The 16,411-nt window shown below is 58.9% G+C and carries 15 protein-coding genes and 1 other annotated feature (1 of these 16 running past the window's edge); of the genes, 9 read left to right on the plus strand and 6 right to left on the minus strand.

Annotated features, from left to right (window positions below; translation table 11 throughout):
* Positions 1 to 138, plus strand: a binding site (T-box leader); it begins 120 nt to the left of the window's first position.
* Positions 139 to 231: 93 nt separating this feature from the next.
* The 4 genes from ilvB (at position 232) to ilvD (ending at position 5,420) form a co-directional block, all read left to right on the plus strand.
* Positions 232 to 1,896, plus strand: a complete 1,665-nt coding sequence (gene ilvB / locus ACKXF9_RS05385; protein WP_249238063.1) for a biosynthetic-type acetolactate synthase large subunit — start codon at positions 232 to 234, stop codon at positions 1,894 to 1,896.
* Positions 1,897 to 1,911: 15 nt separating this feature from the next.
* Positions 1,912 to 2,484: an acetolactate synthase small subunit gene (gene ilvN, locus ACKXF9_RS05390; RefSeq protein ID WP_418265525.1), complete on the plus strand. Its 573-nt coding sequence runs from the start codon at positions 1,912 to 1,914 to the stop codon at positions 2,482 to 2,484.
* Between the two features lie 85 nt (positions 2,485 to 2,569).
* Positions 2,570 to 3,589, plus strand: coding sequence for a ketol-acid reductoisomerase (gene ilvC / locus ACKXF9_RS05395; RefSeq protein WP_097774032.1), 1,020 nt, complete (start codon positions 2,570 to 2,572; stop codon positions 3,587 to 3,589).
* A gap of 172 nt (positions 3,590 to 3,761) precedes the next feature.
* Positions 3,762 to 5,420, plus strand: coding sequence for a dihydroxy-acid dehydratase (gene ilvD / locus ACKXF9_RS05400; protein WP_097774031.1), 1,659 nt, complete (start codon positions 3,762 to 3,764; stop codon positions 5,418 to 5,420).
* 126 nt (positions 5,421 to 5,546) lie between these two features.
* On the opposite strand, the gene ACKXF9_RS05405 is transcribed toward ilvD, so the two are convergent.
* The 4 genes from ACKXF9_RS05405 to ACKXF9_RS05420 form a co-directional block, all read right to left on the minus strand.
* A complete protein-coding gene (locus tag ACKXF9_RS05405) occupies positions 5,547 to 6,227 on the minus strand; it encodes a sugar transferase (RefSeq protein ID WP_249238692.1) in 681 nt (226 codons plus the stop codon).
* A gap of 296 nt (positions 6,228 to 6,523) precedes the next feature.
* A complete protein-coding gene (locus ACKXF9_RS05410; protein ID WP_418265526.1) occupies positions 6,524 to 8,074 on the minus strand; it encodes a hypothetical protein in 1,551 nt (516 codons plus the stop codon).
* Between the two features lie 12 nt (positions 8,075 to 8,086).
* Positions 8,087 to 9,055 (minus strand): glycosyltransferase family 2 protein, encoded by a 969-nt coding sequence (locus ACKXF9_RS05415; protein WP_418265527.1) that lies wholly within the window; start codon positions 9,053 to 9,055, stop codon positions 8,087 to 8,089.
* A 36-nt stretch (positions 9,056 to 9,091) separates the two neighbouring features.
* The gene (locus ACKXF9_RS05420; RefSeq protein WP_418265528.1) at positions 9,092 to 10,309 is read right to left on the minus strand and encodes an FtsW/RodA/SpoVE family cell cycle protein; all 1,218 of its coding nucleotides are present in this window, start codon (positions 10,307 to 10,309) and stop codon (positions 9,092 to 9,094) included.
* A gap of 88 nt (positions 10,310 to 10,397) precedes the next feature.
* Between ACKXF9_RS05420 and ACKXF9_RS05425 the strand changes: the two genes are divergently transcribed.
* The 5 genes from ACKXF9_RS05425 to upp all read left to right on the plus strand — a co-directional run bounded on the left by ACKXF9_RS05425 (position 10,398) and on the right by upp (position 14,698).
* Entirely contained in the window at positions 10,398 to 11,798 is a 1,401-nt protein-coding gene (locus ACKXF9_RS05425; protein ID WP_418265529.1) for a hypothetical protein, read from the plus strand.
* A 305-nt stretch (positions 11,799 to 12,103) separates the two neighbouring features.
* The gene (tsaE, locus tag ACKXF9_RS05430) at positions 12,104 to 12,529 is read left to right on the plus strand and encodes a tRNA (adenosine(37)-N6)-threonylcarbamoyltransferase complex ATPase subunit type 1 TsaE (RefSeq protein WP_418265530.1); all 426 of its coding nucleotides are present in this window, start codon (positions 12,104 to 12,106) and stop codon (positions 12,527 to 12,529) included.
* On the plus strand, positions 12,526 to 13,242 hold the full coding sequence (gene tsaB / locus ACKXF9_RS05435) for a tRNA (adenosine(37)-N6)-threonylcarbamoyltransferase complex dimerization subunit type 1 TsaB (RefSeq protein ID WP_249238069.1): 717 nt from the start codon (positions 12,526 to 12,528) through the stop codon (positions 13,240 to 13,242). Before tsaE ends, tsaB begins: the two co-directional genes overlap by 4 nt.
* Positions 13,243 to 13,279: 37 nt before the next feature.
* On the plus strand, positions 13,280 to 13,726 hold the full coding sequence (gene rpiB, locus ACKXF9_RS05440; protein ID WP_348584649.1) for a ribose 5-phosphate isomerase B: 447 nt from the start codon (positions 13,280 to 13,282) through the stop codon (positions 13,724 to 13,726).
* Between the two features lie 345 nt (positions 13,727 to 14,071).
* Positions 14,072 to 14,698: a uracil phosphoribosyltransferase gene (gene upp / locus ACKXF9_RS05445; RefSeq protein WP_339395406.1), complete on the plus strand. Its 627-nt coding sequence runs from the start codon at positions 14,072 to 14,074 to the stop codon at positions 14,696 to 14,698.
* A 103-nt stretch (positions 14,699 to 14,801) separates the two neighbouring features.
* Here upp and leuB read toward each other — a convergent pair whose 3' ends face one another.
* Together leuB and leuD are read right to left on the minus strand one after the other, a co-directional pair.
* On the minus strand, positions 14,802 to 15,875 hold the full coding sequence (gene leuB, locus ACKXF9_RS05450; protein WP_348584650.1) for a 3-isopropylmalate dehydrogenase: 1,074 nt from the start codon (positions 15,873 to 15,875) through the stop codon (positions 14,802 to 14,804).
* Positions 15,876 to 15,908: 33 nt separating this feature from the next.
* Positions 15,909 to 16,397 carry a 3-isopropylmalate dehydratase small subunit gene (leuD, locus tag ACKXF9_RS05455; protein WP_097774026.1) on the minus strand — a complete coding sequence of 163 codons (489 nt, stop codon included), beginning with the start codon at positions 16,395 to 16,397 and terminating at the stop codon, positions 15,909 to 15,911.
* Positions 16,398 to 16,411 lie beyond the last annotated feature (14 nt).

Genomic DNA, 16,411 nt, shown 5'->3' on the forward strand with positions numbered 1-16,411 from the left:
GCAAAACCCTTGTAAGCAGCGCCGGTTGCAGCCGTTACCGTGCAGGGCTTTGTTGGAAGCCCGTGAGAGGGTGTGCACAGCACGCCAACGAGAGTGGTACCGCAGAGAGCTTGATGTTACAAGGTCTTTGTCTCTTGAAAGAAGCAGGGGACAAGGGCTTTTTCTTTTTCTTTTTCAAAAGCTCTCCCTGAGGGAATGGATAAGAAGTGGAACAGGAATAGGAGCAACACCATGCAGTTGAATGGTTCTCAGATCTTTGTAGAGGTCCTGTGCGAGCAGGGCGTGGACACCCTTTTTGGTTATCCCGGCGGCGCAGTGCTGAACCTTTACGATGAGCTGTACAAGAATTCGGACCGCATCACCCATGTGCTCACCGCCCACGAGCAGGGCGCGGCTCACGCGGCAGATGGCTATGCCCGCGCCACCGGACGCACCGGTGTGGTGCTGGCTACCAGCGGCCCGGGTGCCACCAATCTGGTCACCGGCATTGCCACAGCCTATATGGACTCGGTGCCCATGGTGGCCTTCACCGGCAACGTAGCCACGACGGGCCTTGGCAAGGACGGCTTTCAGGAAGCCTACATTGAGGGCATCACGATGCCCATTACCAAGCACAACTTCACGGTGCGCCGGGTAGAGGAGCTGGCCGATACCATGCGCTCTGCCTTCCGCATTGCACAGAGCGGCCGCAAGGGCCCGGTGCTGGTGGATATCCCCAAGGACGTGACGGCGGCGGTGTGCGAGTTCACCCCCAAAAAGCCGGAGCCCATCCGCACCGTGACCACCTTCAACGCAGAGCGGGTGAAGTGGGCGGCAGACCTGATCAATGCGGCGCAGCGCCCGCTGGTCTACTTTGGCGGCGGCGTGCGCAGCGCAGCTTCCTGCCAGCCGTTGCGCGACCTGCTGAAGAAGGCCGAGATCCCTGCGACCTATACCCTGATGGCCGCAGGCGTCGTGCCCTACGGCGACCCGATGAACATCGGGATGGTGGGCATGCACGGCTGCTACACCTCCAACCGCGCTGTGGCCGACTGCGATGTGCTCATTGCAGTGGGCACCCGCTTCTCGGACCGTGTGGCCCTGAACCCCAAGACCTTTGCAAAGAATGCCACCATCATCCAGATCGACATCGACCCCAGTGAGCTGGGCAAGAATGTGGAGGTCGATCTTTCCATCGTGGGCGATGCGGCCTATGTGCTGAACGCCATGCTGCCCCAGATCAAGGAGAAAAAGCATCCGGAGTGGATGGCCATGATCCACGAGTGGCAGGCACAGGATTACCACCCGGTGTCCGACCCCACCCGCCTGATGCCCCATCAGGTCATCGGAGAGGTGTGCAATCAGTGCGGCCCGGAGGCCGTGTATGTGACCGATGTGGGCCAGCACCAGATGTGGGCAGCGCAGTATCTGCGCCACGCCAAGAGCCGCGGCTTCATCACCAGCGGCGGTCTGGGCACCATGGGCTTTGGCTACGGTGCTGCCATCGGCGCACAGATGGCCCTTGGCCGGGATCAGCGGGTGGTCATGTTCACCGGTGACGGCTCCTTCCACATGAACCTGAACGAGGCCTGCACCGCTGTGAGCTACGAGCTGCCCATCATCACCGTGATCTTCAACAACTCGGTGCTGGGCATGGTGCGCCAGTGGCAGACCACCTTCTACGGCAGGCGCTACAGCCAGACCGACCCCCACCGCAAGACGGATTTCGTCAAGCTGGCAGACGGCTTTGGCCTGAAGGGCTACCGCTGCACCAACCTTCCGGAGTTTCAGGCTGCTTTTGCGGATGCGCTCAAGCAGAAGGGCCCCACATGGATCGAGTGCATCATCGATAAGGACGAAAAGGTGCTGCCCATGATCCCCGGCGGCGGCGATATCAACGACATCATCATGGAATAAGGAGGACACAGCAAAATGGAAACCAACAAACGCAGGGTCATCAGCCTGCTGGTGGACAACCAGAGCGGTGTTCTGGCCCGTGTGTCCAGCCTGTTCTGCCGCCGCGGCTTCAACATTGACAGCCTGACCGTTTCGGCTACCAACGACCCGGCGGTCAGCCGCATCACCGTTACCATCACCAGCGACGAAAAGGCACTCAGCCAGCTGATCCTGCAGACCGAGCGTCTGGAGGTCACCCGTCAGGTGTTCGTGCTGGACGGCGAAAAATCGCTGGAACGGGAGCTGCTGCTGCTGAAGGTGGCGTCCGACGTGCACAACCGCAGCGAGCTGCGGGAGATCGCCAGCATTTACAAGGCAAAGATCATCGATCTTTCGCCGGACAGCATGGTGTTTGAGCTGATCGGCAAGCCGGATAAGATCGACGCCTTCCTGAAAATGTTCGCGGATTATAAGATCCTGGAGCAGTGCCGCACCGGCGTCACCGCACTGGAGCGCGGCGGGATGCATCAGCATATGCAGAAGCCTCCGCAGGAGGTGCGCGAAGCACAGCTGCCTCTGCCGGGGACCCACTGCCCGGAACGGACCTGAGCTTTTCCGCTCTCAAGGAGCGAAAAAATAAAATGTTTACAATCAGCCACTGAATAAACACAAAACAAAAAGGAGAACAACTACCATGGCTATCAAGAAATACTACGATTCCGACTGCAACCTCGGCGTGCTGGACGGCAAGACCGTCGCTGTCATCGGCTTCGGCAGCCAGGGCCACGCCCATTCCGAGAACCTGGCCGAGAGCGGCGTGAACGTCGTCGTCGGCCTGCGCAAGGGCTCTGCTCACTGGGAGAAGGCTTCTGAGTTCGCAGCAACTCACGAGAACTTCAAGGTCATGGAAGTGGAAGAAGCTGCCAAGGCCGGCGACGTTGTCATGATGCTGGTGCCCGACGAGCTGTGCGCCGACATCTACAACAAGCAGGTGGCTCCCTACATGACCGAGGGCAAGGCACTGGCCTTTGCACACGGCTTCAACATCCACTTCAAGACCATCACCGCTCCCAAGAATGTGGACGTTATCATGATCGCTCCCAAGGGCCCCGGCCACATTGTCCGCCGTCTGTACACCGAGGGTGAGGGCTGCCCCTCTCTGATCTGCGTGGAGCAGGACTACACCGGCAAGGCTAAGGATATCGCTCTGGCATACGCTTCCGGCATCGGCGCAGGCCGTGCAGGCATCCTGCAGACCACCTTCAAGGAGGAGACCGAGACCGACCTGTTCGGCGAGCAGGCAGTGCTGTGCGGCGGCGTTTCCGAGCTGATCCACGCCGGTTTCGATACGCTGGTGGAAGCTGGCTACGAGCCCGAGATGGCATACTTTGAGACCTGCCACGAGATGAAGCTGATCGTTGACCTGATCAACGAGGGCGGCTTCTCCAAGATGCGTTACTCCATCTCCAACACCGCTGAGTACGGCGATTACCGCACCGGCAAGCGCCTGATCACCGCCGAGACCCGCAAGGAGATGAAGAAGGTCCTGACCGAGATCCAGGACGGCACCTTCGCTTCCGAGTTCCTGACCGAGATGAGCCCCAACGGCGGCCGCAAGGTGCACTTCCTGGCAAAGCGCCGCATGGAAGCAGAGCTGCCCATCGAGAAGGTCGGCGCAGAGCTGCGCGGCATGATGAGCTGGCTGAAGAAGTAAGAGGAAAACCCTCTCAGGCCGCCTTTCGGCGGCCAGCTCCCCCGAAAGGGGGAGCTTTTGTTGAAAGTGGGAACCTTATAGATAGATCCTCCGCAAAAACCTCTCCCCTTCGGGAGAGGTGGCACGGCGCAGCCGTGACGGAGAGGGTTTTTGACAGAAAAGAGGATTTGAAATGAGAAGCGACAATGTGACCAAGGGCTCGGAGCGTGCTCCGAACCGAAGCCTGTTCTACGCACTGGGCTATACCAAGGAAGAGCTGGAGCGCCCGCTGATCGGCGTGGTGAGCGCCTACAGCGAGATCGTGCCCGGTCATATGAATCTGGACAAGATCGCCGATGCCGTAAAGGCCGGTGTTGAGATGGCAGGCGGCACCCCCATCCTGATCCCTGCCATCGGTGTGTGCGACGGCATCGCCATGGGCCATGTGGGCATGAAGTATTCGCTGGCTTCCCGCGAGCTGATCTGCGACAGCGTGGAGACCATGCTCATGGCCCACCAGCTGGACGGTCTGGTGCTGGTGCCCAACTGCGATAAGATCGTGCCCGGCATGGTGATGGCAGCGGTGCGCATGGATGTGCCCGCTGTGGTCTGCTCCGGCGGCCCCATGCTGGCCGGTACCTACGGCGGCGAAGAGGTCAGCCTTTCCAAGATGTTCGAGGCTGTGGGTGCCTACAAGGCCGGTATGATCACCGAGGATCAGCTGGAGGACTGCACCTGCAACTGCTGCCCCAGCTGCGGCAGCTGCTCCGGCATGTACACCGCCAACAGCATGAACTGCCTGTGCGAGGCCATCGGCATCGCACTGCCCGGCAACGGCACCATTCCTGCCGTCTACTCCAAGCGTCTGCAGCTGGCAAAGCACGCCGGTATGGCCATTATGGATATGGTCAAGAAGGGCATCACTGCACGCCAGATCATCAACGAGCGCTCCATCCGCAACGCTCTGACCTGTGATATGGCGTTGGGCTGCTCCACCAACACCGTGCTGCACCTGCTGGCCATCGCCTATGAGGCCGGTGTGCCCATCGACCTGAAGCTGTTCAATGAGATCAGCGCCAAGACCCCCAACCTGTGCCATCTGGCACCGGCCGGCCCCACCCACATGCCGGATCTGTACGCCGCAGGCGGAATTCCTGCCGTGCAGGCAGAGCTGGCCAAGAAGGGCCTGCTGGATCTGGATGTGCCTACCGTTACCGGCAAGACGCTGGGCGAGAACATCAAGGGCGCACACATCCTGAACGACAAGGCCATCCGACCCATCGACAACCCCTACTCTCAGACCGGCGGCCTGCAGATCCTGTGGGGCAACATTGCACCGGACGGCTGTGTGGTCAAGCGCAGCGCCGTGGCTCCCGAGATGCAGCAGCATTCCGGCCCGGCCCGTGTGTTCAACAGCGAGGATGAGGCCATTGCCGCCATCTATGCAGGTAAGATCGTCCCGGGCGATGTGGTGGTCATCCGCTACGAAGGCCCCAAGGGCGGCCCCGGCATGCGTGAGATGCTGAACCCCACCTCCGCACTGGCCGGCATGAAGCTGGACAAGACAGTGGCCCTCATCACCGATGGCCGCTTCTCCGGCGCAAGCCGCGGTGCAGCCATTGGCCATGTGAGCCCGGAGGCTGCTTCCGGCGGCCCCATCGGCCTGATCGAGGAGGGAGATACCATCAACATTGATATCCCCAATGCCTCCATCACGCTGGAGGTCAGCGACGAAGTTCTGGCCCAGCGCAAGGCAAAGTATGTTGCACCCGAACCCAACATCAAGACCGGCTGGCTCAGCCGCTATGCACGCATGGTCACCAGTGCAAATCTGGGCGCCGTGCTGAAGTAATTTGATGATCTAAGCAAAAACAGAGGGACGACCCCGCGTCGTCCCTCTGTTTTTTTTTTCTGCAGGCCCATAGATAAAAAAGAAAGCGACAAAGCGGACAGGCTTTGTCACTTCTCAGGCAAAAATTTATTCTCCGTGGCCGAACAGCACCGCACGGAAGGTTGCAAAGATGATCTTCCAGTCCACCAGGAAACTGCGCTCCTTGACATACTTCACATCCAGCGCCATCCACTCCTCAAAGCTCAGCTGGTTGCGGTGCGGGGCAATCTGCCAGTAGCAGCTCAGGCCCGGCGTCACATACAGCCGCTGCCATTCATAGGGGGTGTACTGGGCCACCTCGCGGGGCAGAGCCGGGCGTGGGCCCACAATGCTCATATCGCCCTTGAGGATATTCACCAGCTGAGGCAGCTCGTCGATGCTGGTCTTGCGGATGAAATGGCCCACCCGGGTGATGCGGGGATCGTCCTTCATCTTGAACACAGGGCCGTCCATCTCGTTGTCCTGCAGCAGATCGTTGAGCTTGCTCTCAGCGTTCGGGCACATGGAACGGAACTTGTACAGCCGGAACAGCTTGCCGTTGCGGCCCACCCGCAGCTGGCTGAACACCGGGCTTGCACCCGGGCTGTCGATCCAGACTGCAATGCAGGTAAGGAGCATCAGCGGGGAAAGCGCGATCAGCGCCAGCAGAGAAAAGAAGATATCCTGTGCGCGGCGCACACACCAGTAAGCGCGGTGCTCGTGAAGATTCGTCTTACGATCGACCGTGACCGGCTTGCGGATGCCAAGCTCTGCGCCGGGCTCCTCCATCCGACCGGTCTGCAGCCAGTATTCCGCTTCTGGCGCAGTGGTTACAGTTGTCATATTCAGATTCACTCCCTCTTAGTCCATAACAGAAAATAAGGAGAGCCCCAAACTCTCCCACACAGTTATTGCACCTATTGCACAATAAAACTGCAAACTTCTGTACAATTTTACCATGTGCACAGGCAGATTGCAAGAGAGCTGAACCATTTTTTTGTCTGGTATGTCAGAAAAAGCCGGATCGCAGGAAGGAAACGGTGAATCGGGCAGGATCAGACACAGCAATGTGGGCTGTGGAAAGATCAACGCTTTGGGGCTGAAGATATCTGCTGACAGACAAGCTCAAGGATCGCCGTGCAGGAAAAGAGGACGCACAGAACAAATACACTAAGCGCATTCTTCGTGAACCAGGAGTGGATATACGAGTGATTACGAAGCAAGGTATACCATAGCATGGGAAGTGCGCCCAACAAACCATAGAATAGCAGTTGTTCCTGCAGCTGCGTCCAAGGCAGGTGCCCGGCGCGGTACATCTTATACGCTGTATAAAAGATGAACGCAAGAACGGCCAGTGAGGCAGGTGTGAAGAAAAACAAACTTAGGTTCGCATACAGAGTAGAGATGGCCGAACAGGCAATGCCGCTCACGGCGGTTGAAGACGAGGAACGCAGCGCTGCCTGCGAGAAGGCATCGCGCAGAACATTTTCGCTGGTAAAAAGGGTAGCCAGTATCCACTTGGATGCCCACATGGCAGCATAGCCCCAGCCCCAGACGATGCCGGACTGTATAAGGCAGGCCAGCGTGTACTCACTGCGCTGCTGCCGCATCAGCAGCACATAAAATACCGCCGGGATGCCAAAGGCCATCAGTGGGTAGGTGAGAAGATCGAAGTAGGCCACTGCGATGCCGCTGTAAAGGAAAACCAGCCACCCGTGGGAAGCAAGGTGTGCATCATCCATCCACAGCAGAAGCAGGGTACATACCAGCGCAATGAGCCAGCAGGGCGTGTACTGCATACACAAAAACAATGCTGGGGGAATCAGCATCAGCCAGACCAGCAGAAAGGCCGGGATGTAGGCCCCAAGGGCGCGCCGCTTCAAAAGCCAGCATACCAGCGCCACTAGCCCGAGCTGCACGATGCCGTTCAGGATCTGGATCTGCCGGAAGTTGAACACCGACAGCAGCGGCTTTGTTAAGACTAAGTAGCCGTGCCAGTAGCGGGCGTAGGTAGCAACTGCTGTAAACGGAACACCTTTTATATAATGAGCATAAAGAGTCTGGGCAGGAGTTATATCAGAATCGTTCTGGGAGGAAAGCTCACTGTGCGGGATCAAAAGAGCTTTGTGGAGCAGAGTATCACTGATATCGCTGCCGGATTCCAGCAGAATGAGCGAATCGGTGAATCCGTCTATCATACTGTTGCTGAAAGGCGACAAAGAGGGGTAGGTATGATCGGGATCGGCACCAGTGTAGGGAATGTCCTCAGCTAAATGCTGCTGGATGGGGGCAACGGGCAGCCGGTAGACAGCCATCAGCAGCAGAGTGCCTGCAGCTGCCGAGCCTGCCACACCAAAGATCAGGTGCAGCACTGTGCGCAGACAGATGCTTTGCCGGAAGCAATGCCAAACATCGGGCAGATTGAACTGCCGCAATACAGATGCTGCTTTGCCAATGAAAAACCGGGATAGGACAAACAACAGTCCGAACAGCAGAATGGTCAGCGCAGCTGAGAAAGCGTGCAGTACGGTGATGTCCATGCTGGTGAAGAAGCTGCTCAAAAAGTTGGAGATGGTGCCATAATTCCCATGGCAGAGTACCAGAAGCAGAAGGAGCGTGATAATGTTTTCCAGCATTTTAGTCTCTCCTTAATGGCTCTGGGCAGGATCCAAATGGGGGGTAGGGAGTTTCTGCTCATAAGTATTCTGCAGGCGGACCAAGTTCATTTCAAAGTCCTGCCGGTTCTTTTGCACAGAGTTCTGCAGCTGCAGCCCGGCGAACAGTGAATGGATGGCTGCCAGCATGGTAAAGCCGCAGACGATCAAGGTGGGAAAATTCGGTACAAGGCCGGTGGCAAAATAGGTGTGCAACACCGGCACCATAAAGATGGCAGACAGTGCGGCCAGAACGAAGGCAATGGCACCAAAGAAGGCCATGGGACGGTAATTGCGGAACAGGCACAGGATAGTGCGCAGTACCTTAAATCCATCCGAATAAGTGTTCAGTTTGGAGACGCTGCCCTCCGGACGGTCACGGTAGTCAATGACAAGATTATCTACCTGCATGTTCTTATCAGCGGCGTGGATGGTCATTTCGGTTTCAATCTCAAACCCGCGCGAAAGCACCGGGAAGGACTTGACAAACAGGTAGCTGAAAGCCCGGTAGCCGGTCATGATGTCCTTGATGCTGGTGTGGAACAGGTAGTTGATGGAAAACCGCACCAGCGAGTTGCCGAAGTTGTGGAAGGGACGCTTGTTCTCGGTAAAATAGGTGGAGGAAAGTCGGTCACCCACCACCATATCAGCCTGATGTTCCAGCACCAATTCCACCATCTGGGGGCCGTACTCGGCCGGGTAGGTGTCGTCGCCGTCCACCATAATGTAGGCTTGGGCGTCGATCTCGCGGAACATCCGGCGGATCACATTGCCCTTGCCCTGCTGGTATTCGTGCCGCACCACAGCACCGGCAGCCTGCGCAATGGCAGCGGTATCATCGGTGGAGTTGTTGTCGTAGACGTAGATCACCGCATCAGGCAGTGCCTTTTTCCAGTCTGCAACGACCTTGCGGATCGTTCTTGCCTCGTTATAACAGGGGACCAAAACCGCAATTTTATCCATGAAGCTTCTCCTTTGATATTTTTAAAATCCGGAGCCTTACCCGAACAGGCTCTTTGTGTTGTGCATATAGACCGACAGCACAAGCCCCACGCAGATATACAGCATCAGCACCGAGCTGCCGCCCGCAGAATAAAAGGGCAGGGTGACGCCGATGACCGGCAGCACCCGCAGGTTCATGCCCACGTTCACGGCGATCTGAGCCATCAGGGCACCGCCGATGCCGGCGCAGATATAGCTGCCCAGCAGATCCTCGCTGCGGGCACCGGTGGCAAAGGTCTTGATCACCAGCGCCAGCAGGGCGCCCAGCACGATGCACAGGCCCACAAAGCCCATGGTGTTGCCTATCCAACTGAGGATAAAGTCGTTGTGGGCGTTGGGTACGCCGTAGTACCGGCCGCTGAACAGGCCGTTGCCGAAGATGCCGCCGGAGCCGATGGCGATCTCGCCGCGCTGCTGCTGGTAGATGATGTTTTTCCAGGTGGTCTCGTTGGGTGCCCAGCCGGTGGTGTTCTCCGGGTCGATGACGGCCAGAATGCGGTACCACTGGTAGCCCTTGCCGATCTTATCACTGAAAAAGGCGAAGGCTGCGGCCACTGCGGCAGCGGCGGCTGCAATGGCTCCGATGATATACTTCCAGCTCAGGCCCGCCGCAAACATCATGCTGCAGCCGATGATGCCGTAGATGATGGCGGTGCCGTCATCGCCCTGAACATGGATGATGGCGATGGGCACCAGCAGGTGCAGCAGCAGCTTGGCCAGCTCCTTGGGCTCATTGATGCGGCTGCGCACATTGTTCAGATGCATGGCAAAGGTGAGGATGAAACTGATCTTTGCCAGCTCAGTGGGCTGGAAGGTAAAGCCGCCCAGCTTGTACCAGGAGTAGTTATCGGTATCACCGGCGTTGAAGCCGATGGTCAGCGGGCCGATGGTCACGTTGCGGATGAACAGGGTGGGCAGCACAAGGCCCCATGTCAGGGCCACATGCACCGGCCACACCTTGACGAGGCTGCGGTAGTCGATGCAGGAGAGCAGCAGCGCAAGGATGATGCCCAACACCGCCGCACCGGCCTGCACCAGCGCACGGCGGTAATCGCCGATGCCGATAATGGCACCGGTGAGCTCATCGGTAGCAAAGCCGCTGCCCTGCTTTGCGGCCCAGGAGGCCAGAGCCACCACAGCCATGGTGCTGCTGAAGATGCACAGCAGCAGGTAGAGCTTATCCGTCCGCTTCAGATATTGTCGAATGCTTTCCAAGAAAGCACCACCTTTCGTTTCCAGATGCACACCGGGCCCGGCTGCACACATAGGCAACACAAACCCAGTTTACCCTTATTATACACAGATGGCACAGCGTTTTCAATCTGCCGTGTGGAACAGCCTTGTAAAATCTGCGTGGGTGCTTGACAAAGCGGACGGCAGCATCTACAATGAAGGCACGACAAACACGGATGAAGTTTTTGCCGCGGGAAGAAGATGGAACGGCCGGTCATTGGCCGGGCAGGCATCCTGCCTGCCGGAAAAGGGCCCCGTGCTGCATGGGCGCACGGCAGGCCCGGAGGGAATGGGAATGAAACAGAATAGACCCTGCCGCCTTGTGTGTGTGCTGTGTGCGCTGGCTTTTGCACTGACAGCTCTGCCCATGGCGGCTTTTGCACAGCAGCCGGAGGAAACCGCCGCTGTGCAGCAGAGCCTGACGGCTGCGGATGTGCGCGGGATGCAGCGGGCAGATGCTGCAGTCACGGAGCTGACCGACAGCGAGGATTACACCCGGATGAGCGAGGACGAGCGCATCGATGCAGCCCTGCAGCAGCTGGAAGAACTGACCCGGCAGGGCCTTGTGAAGCAGGGCTCTGTGTACACCGATGCCGAAAACGGCATGGTGAGCTTTACCTACAGCTGCGGTGCGCTGGGTGGCATTCTGGTGGCAGACCCGGAGGAGGAGAACGCTGCCGCTCTGCCGCAGCTGGAGAAAGAACAGCTGCAGCAGCTGGCCGAGAACAAGCGGGTGGGCACGGCGGCCATCTATTACGCCTTTGACAACACCATCAACAGCGCCCGCTACCCGTACTATGCCTATATGCAGACCTATTGGGATTCGGTGGGGCTGCAGACCAGACTGGACACCACCGTTACCGTGTCCGACCTGCGCAGGATGGGTGATTATGACCTGTGCATCCTGAGCACCCATGGTGCCTACTATACCTATGAATACGGCTGGCTGTGGAAAAGGACCGCCACCGAGCCGCTGATCCTGCTGAGCGAAAAATCAGAATTCTGGAGCGACCTGCGCTATGGCTTTGACCTGCTGGCCCACCGTGTGGTCAAGGTGAACGGCATGTATGCCGTCAACGGCGATTTCTTCCGCAGTGCATACCGGGGCAATGGCATCGTGCTCAGCGAGACCTGTGAGTTCTATGGCAAGAACGGCCATGTGGACACCGCTATGGCAGACGGCCTGCTGGCAGGCGGTGCCAAAGCCGTGATGGGCTATGTGAACAATGTGTACTCGGTGTACTCCCGCAGCATGCTGTGGGCCACCGTGAACCGGATGATCGAAGGCGAAACGCTGGAGCAGGCCGTGGACTATGCCAAGAGCATCTACGGCACCGATGATATCATCTGGTACAACGAGCAGGGCGGCAGACGGCCCCATGCGGCGGCATCCTATGCGATGCTGAGCGGAAGCCGGAGTGCCGTGCTGCCCAACCCCTACACGGCAGAAGAAGCTGCAACTGCGGCCTGAGCAGACTCCGCAGCGGTCACGGAAATCAATTTTCCGCATGAAGGCTTCCCCCGGCCGGGGGAAGCTGTCACCGCAGGTGACTGATGAGGGCGCAGGACAGCAGCATTTTACCCTAAATACCCCTCATCCGGCGCTACGCGCCACCTTCCCCCCAAGGGGTGAAGGCTTTAGCTCCGGGCCAAGCTGCAAAAGTTGATTTCCTTGCGCAGCGGTTTCTTGGCATTGCGCTTTTGTGCAAAGTATATTATACTAAGGGATGGCAGAGCTCTGCCGTCCCTTTTGCTTTATAAAATGAGGTAAGCTTCATGTCTGAATATATCACCCACTCCCGTGCCGAGACCGTGGCGCTGGGCGCACGCATGGCCAGCGCTCTGGCACCGGGCTCTCTGGTGGCCTTTACCGGCGGGCTTGGCGCGGGCAAGACCGCTTTCACCGAGGGCCTTGCGCAGGGGCTTGGCTGCACCGACCCGGTGTCCAGCCCCACCTTTGCCATCGTGAACTATTACCGCGGCCCGAGACCGCTGGCACACTTTGACCTGTACCGCATTTCCACCGAGAATGATCTGTGTGCGGCAGGCTTTTACGATTATCTGGATCAGGGGGCCGTTGTGGCGGCAGAGTGGAGCGAGAATTTCGCCGACCTGCTGGCGCTGGAAGACCCCATCCGGGTGGACATCCAGCGCGTGGACGAGAACACCCGCAGGATCACCATTGAGGGGGTAACGCTATGAACATCTTAGCCGTGGATACGGCGGGCAAGACGGCCGGTGTGGCCCTTTTGCAGGACGACCGCCTGCTGTACGAGGTCTATCTGGACGCGGGCATGACCCACAGCGAGACCCTGATGCCCATGATCGACACCTGCCTGAAGATGTGCGGCATGACCTGCGCGGACATCGACCTGTATGGCGTCAACGCTGGTCCCGGCAGCTTTACCGGCCTGCGCATCGGTCTGGCAGCGGTCAAGGGCCTTGCCTTCCCGCGGGAGACGCTGTGCGCACCGGTGTCTACGCTGGAAGCACTGGCCGCAGCACACACCGGCGAGGGCACCGTGCTGTGCGCACTGGATGCCCGCCGCGCACAGGTGTACAGCGCCGCATTCGAGCTTTCCACCCACCGGCGCCTGCTGGAGGACGATGCCCGGGCTGTGGCTGATCTTGCAGAATTTGTAGAAAATTGCAAAAAGCCCCTGTTTTTTGTTGGTGATGGCGCTTCTCTGTGCTATAATAAATACAGCAGTGTGCCGGGCGTGCTGCAAACGCCCCCGGCGCTGCGCGGCGGACGGGCTGCAGCGGTAGCCCTTGTGGCAAAGCAGATGGCCGCAGCCGGACAGGCTGTGCTGCCGGAGGCACTGCTGCCGGATTATCACCGCCTGAGCCAGGCGGAGCGGGAGCGCGCAGAGCGCCTTGCGGCCGAAGCTGCGGCAAAAAAAGAAAAAGCTTGAGTTATAGTTTACGTTACAAGAGAAAGGACGTTTTTCCATGGCAAAACCCATTGCACTGGCCGCTGACCACGGCGGATTTGAACTGAAGGAAGCTGTCAAGGCACATCTGAAGGAGCTGGGGCTGGAATACATCGATTTTGGCACCCACAGCACCGACAGCGTGGATTACCCCGACATGGCAGTGCCTGCCTGCGACGCCGTGGTGAACGGCCAGTGTGAAAAGGCACTGCTGTTCTGCGGCACCGGCGTGGGCATCAGCATGGCGGCAAACAAGATCAAGGGCATTCGTGCCTGCTGCTGCTCCGACAGCTTCAGCTGCGAGTATACCCGCCGTCACAACGACGCCAACGCCCTGTGCATGGGCGGCCGCGTGGTGGGTGCAGGCTTGGCCTGCCAGCTGGTGGATATTTTCCTGAATACCGAGTTTGAAGGCGGCCGCCATCAGCGCCGCATCGACAAGCTGACCGCATTGGAGAATCGCTGATTCTCAGGCTTGACGATTGGAATGGCCTCCGTTTTACTCTGGCCATGAATCAAGGAAAAAATTTTTTTGATTTCGCGTTTGTCGCGGCCCCGACGCTTGTCAGGGCAAAGCCCTTCCATCTGCTATCGCAGATCGCTCGCCTGCTTGAAAGACCCACTGGGGCTTTCATTGCTGCGCAACCGCAGGGCCGCTCCAAACGCATGGGCAGCTGCATAGAAATACTGCAGTGCAGATGCCGTTTTTCGTTACGACCCTTCTGATCATGGCGAAGCGTATGCGGAGCTGTTTCAGAGCGTGATCCCGTACCCGATAGAGTTATCTATTTAAAATAAGGAGCGTGTTTTTATGACCCCGATGATCGTTGAGCATCCGCTGCTGCAGCACAAGCTGAGCATTCTGCGCAACAAGCAGACCGGTACCAAGGAGTTCCGTGACCTCGTTGGCGAGATCGCGACCCTGCTGTGCTACGAAGCGACCCGTGACCTGCCTCTGGAAGAGGTGGAGATCGAGACGCCCATCACCATGGCAAAGACCAAGGTGCTGGCTGGCCGCAAGCTGGCTCTGGTGCCCATCCTGCGCGCAGGCATGGGTATGCTGGACGGTATGCTGACCCTGCTGCCCGCTGCAAAGGTGGGCTTCATCGGCCTGTACCGCAACGAGGAGACCCTGCAGCCCGTGGAGTACTTCTGCAAGCTGCCGCAGGACATTGCAGAGCGTGACGTTCTGGTTCTGGACCCGATGCTGGCTACCGGCGGCAGCGCCATCGATGCCATCACCCAGATCAAGAAGCATGGCGCAAAGCGCATCAAGTTCATCGGCCTGATCGCTGCTCCGGAAGGCATCAAGGCCCTGCACGAGGCACACCCTGATGTGGATATCTACCTCGGCGCACAGGACGACCACCTGAACGAGAACGGCTACATCGTTCCCGGTCTGGGCGACGCCGGCGACCGTATCTACGGCACCAAGTAAAAAACTGTATCGCAGAAGGGCAGCTGGAAACAGCTGCTCTTTTTTTGTGCAGACGAAAAGGGGAACGACGGCTGTCGTTCCCCTTTGTGCGTTATGGAAAAACTCAGATCTCGGCCAGAATGGCGTCGCCCATGGCGGTGCAGCCAAGGCAGGTGCAGCCCTCGCTCATGTTGTCGGCGGTGCGCAGGCCCTTGTCCAGCACCTTGTTCACGGCGTTCTCGATGGCGTCGGCTTCCTCGGTCAGGCCGAAGGAGTAGCGCAGCATCATGGCGGCAGACAGGATGCAGGCGGTGGGGTTCACGATGTCCTTGCCCGCAATGTCCGGGGCCGAGCCGTGGATGGGCTCGTACAGGCCGCGGGTGCCGTCGCCCAGAGAAGAGGACGGGATCATGCCGATGGAGCCGGTGATCATGGAAGCCTCGTCCGACAGGATGTCGCCGAACATGTTCTCGGTGACGATGACGTCGAACTGGGCGGGATTCTTGACGATCTGCATGGCGCAGTTGTCCACGAACATCTCGCTGTATTCCACATCCGGGTACTCGGCCTGCAGGCGGTGCATCACGCTGCGCCACAGGCGGCTGGTGTCCAGCACGTTGGCCTTGTCCACGCAGCACAGCTTTTTGCGGCGCTTGCGTGCGGTCTCGAAGCCGATGCGGCCGATGCGCTCGATCTCGTGCTCCGAGTAGGGCATGGAGTCGATGGCCTGCTTCTCGCCGCTGGCGAGGGTGTGGGTCTCGTGACTGCCGAAGTATACGCCGCCGATCAGCTCACGCACGATGATGAAATCGATGCCCTGTGCCACGATCTCGGGCTTCAGGGGGCTGGCAGGAGCCAGCTGGGGCCAGATCTTGGCCGGGCGGTTGTTGGAGTACAGGCCCATGCCTGCACGCAGGCGCAGCAGGCCCTTCTCCGGGCGCTGCTCACCGGGCAGACCCTCCCACTTGGGGCCGCCCACGGCACCCAGCAGGACGCTGTCCGCAGCAAGGCACTTGTCCAGCTCGTGCTGGGGCAGCGGGTCGCCGTACTTGTCAATGGCTTCGCCGCCCATGGCAGCGTCGGTGTAGTGGAAGGTGTGGCCGTACTTTTCGGCCACCTTGTCAAGCACACGGATGGTCTGCTTGACGATCTCCGGGCTGGAGCAGTCGCCCCAGATGACAGCAATGTTTTTTTCCATTGGTTTGTTCTCCTTATTGTCAGCAGGCTTGCCTTACTGCTTCGCCTTGATGGACTTCATCAGTCCACCGGCAGAGATGATCTCCTGAATGAACGGCGGGAAGGGCTCGGCGTGGAACACCTTGCCGTTGGTCTCGTCGGTGATGACGCCGGTGTCAAAGTCCACGCTCACGGTGTCGCCTGCGTTGATGGCGTCCACGGCCTCCGGGCACTCCATGATGGGCAGACCGATGTTGATGCTGTTGCGGTAGAAGATGCGGGCAAAGCTCTTGGCAATGACCACCGAGATACCGGCGGTCTTGATGCACAGCGGTGCGTGCTCACGGGAGGAGCCGCAGCCAAAGTTCCAGCCGCCCACCATGATGTCGCCGTCCTTCACCTTCTTGACGAAGTCCTTGTCGATGTCCTCCATGCAGTGGCTGGCCAGCTCTTTGGCGTCCTGCGTGTTCAGGTGGCGGGCCGGGATGATGACATCGGTATCCACGTTGTCCGGGTATTTGAAAACAGAACCTTTAGCGTTCATTGTTGTGCTCCTTT

It is taken from the genome of Faecalibacterium sp. 9, assembly GCF_048320955.1.
Classification (GTDB): Bacteria; Bacillota; Clostridia; order Oscillospirales; family Ruminococcaceae; genus Faecalibacterium; species Faecalibacterium wellingii.

Excerpts from the sequence above, each read along its gene's own strand:
- ilvB (WP_249238063.1), top strand. The coding sequence starts at position 232 with ATGCAGTTGAATGGTTCTCAGATCTTTGTAGAGGTCCTGTGCGAGCAG.
- ilvN (WP_418265525.1), top strand. The coding sequence starts at position 1,912 with ATGGAAACCAACAAACGCAGGGTCATCAGCCTGCTGGTGGACAACCAG.
- ilvC (WP_097774032.1), top strand. The coding sequence starts at position 2,570 with ATGGCTATCAAGAAATACTACGATTCCGACTGCAACCTCGGCGTGCTG.
- ilvD (WP_097774031.1), top strand. The coding sequence starts at position 3,762 with ATGAGAAGCGACAATGTGACCAAGGGCTCGGAGCGTGCTCCGAACCGA.
- ACKXF9_RS05405 (WP_249238692.1), bottom strand. The coding sequence starts at position 6,227 with ATGGAGGAGCCCGGCGCAGAGCTTGGCATCCGCAAGCCGGTCACGGTC.
- ACKXF9_RS05410 (WP_418265526.1), bottom strand. The coding sequence starts at position 8,074 with ATGCTGGAAAACATTATCACGCTCCTTCTGCTTCTGGTACTCTGCCAT.
- ACKXF9_RS05415 (WP_418265527.1), bottom strand. The coding sequence starts at position 9,055 with ATGGATAAAATTGCGGTTTTGGTCCCCTGTTATAACGAGGCAAGAACG.
- ACKXF9_RS05425 (WP_418265529.1), top strand. The coding sequence starts at position 10,398 with ATGGCACAGCGTTTTCAATCTGCCGTGTGGAACAGCCTTGTAAAATCT.
- tsaE (WP_418265530.1), top strand. The coding sequence starts at position 12,104 with ATGTCTGAATATATCACCCACTCCCGTGCCGAGACCGTGGCGCTGGGC.
- tsaB (WP_249238069.1), top strand. The coding sequence starts at position 12,526 with ATGAACATCTTAGCCGTGGATACGGCGGGCAAGACGGCCGGTGTGGCC.
- rpiB (WP_348584649.1), top strand. The coding sequence starts at position 13,280 with ATGGCAAAACCCATTGCACTGGCCGCTGACCACGGCGGATTTGAACTG.
- upp (WP_339395406.1), top strand. The coding sequence starts at position 14,072 with ATGACCCCGATGATCGTTGAGCATCCGCTGCTGCAGCACAAGCTGAGC.
- leuB (WP_348584650.1), bottom strand. The coding sequence starts at position 15,875 with ATGGAAAAAAACATTGCTGTCATCTGGGGCGACTGCTCCAGCCCGGAG.
- leuD (WP_097774026.1), bottom strand. The coding sequence starts at position 16,397 with ATGAACGCTAAAGGTTCTGTTTTCAAATACCCGGACAACGTGGATACC.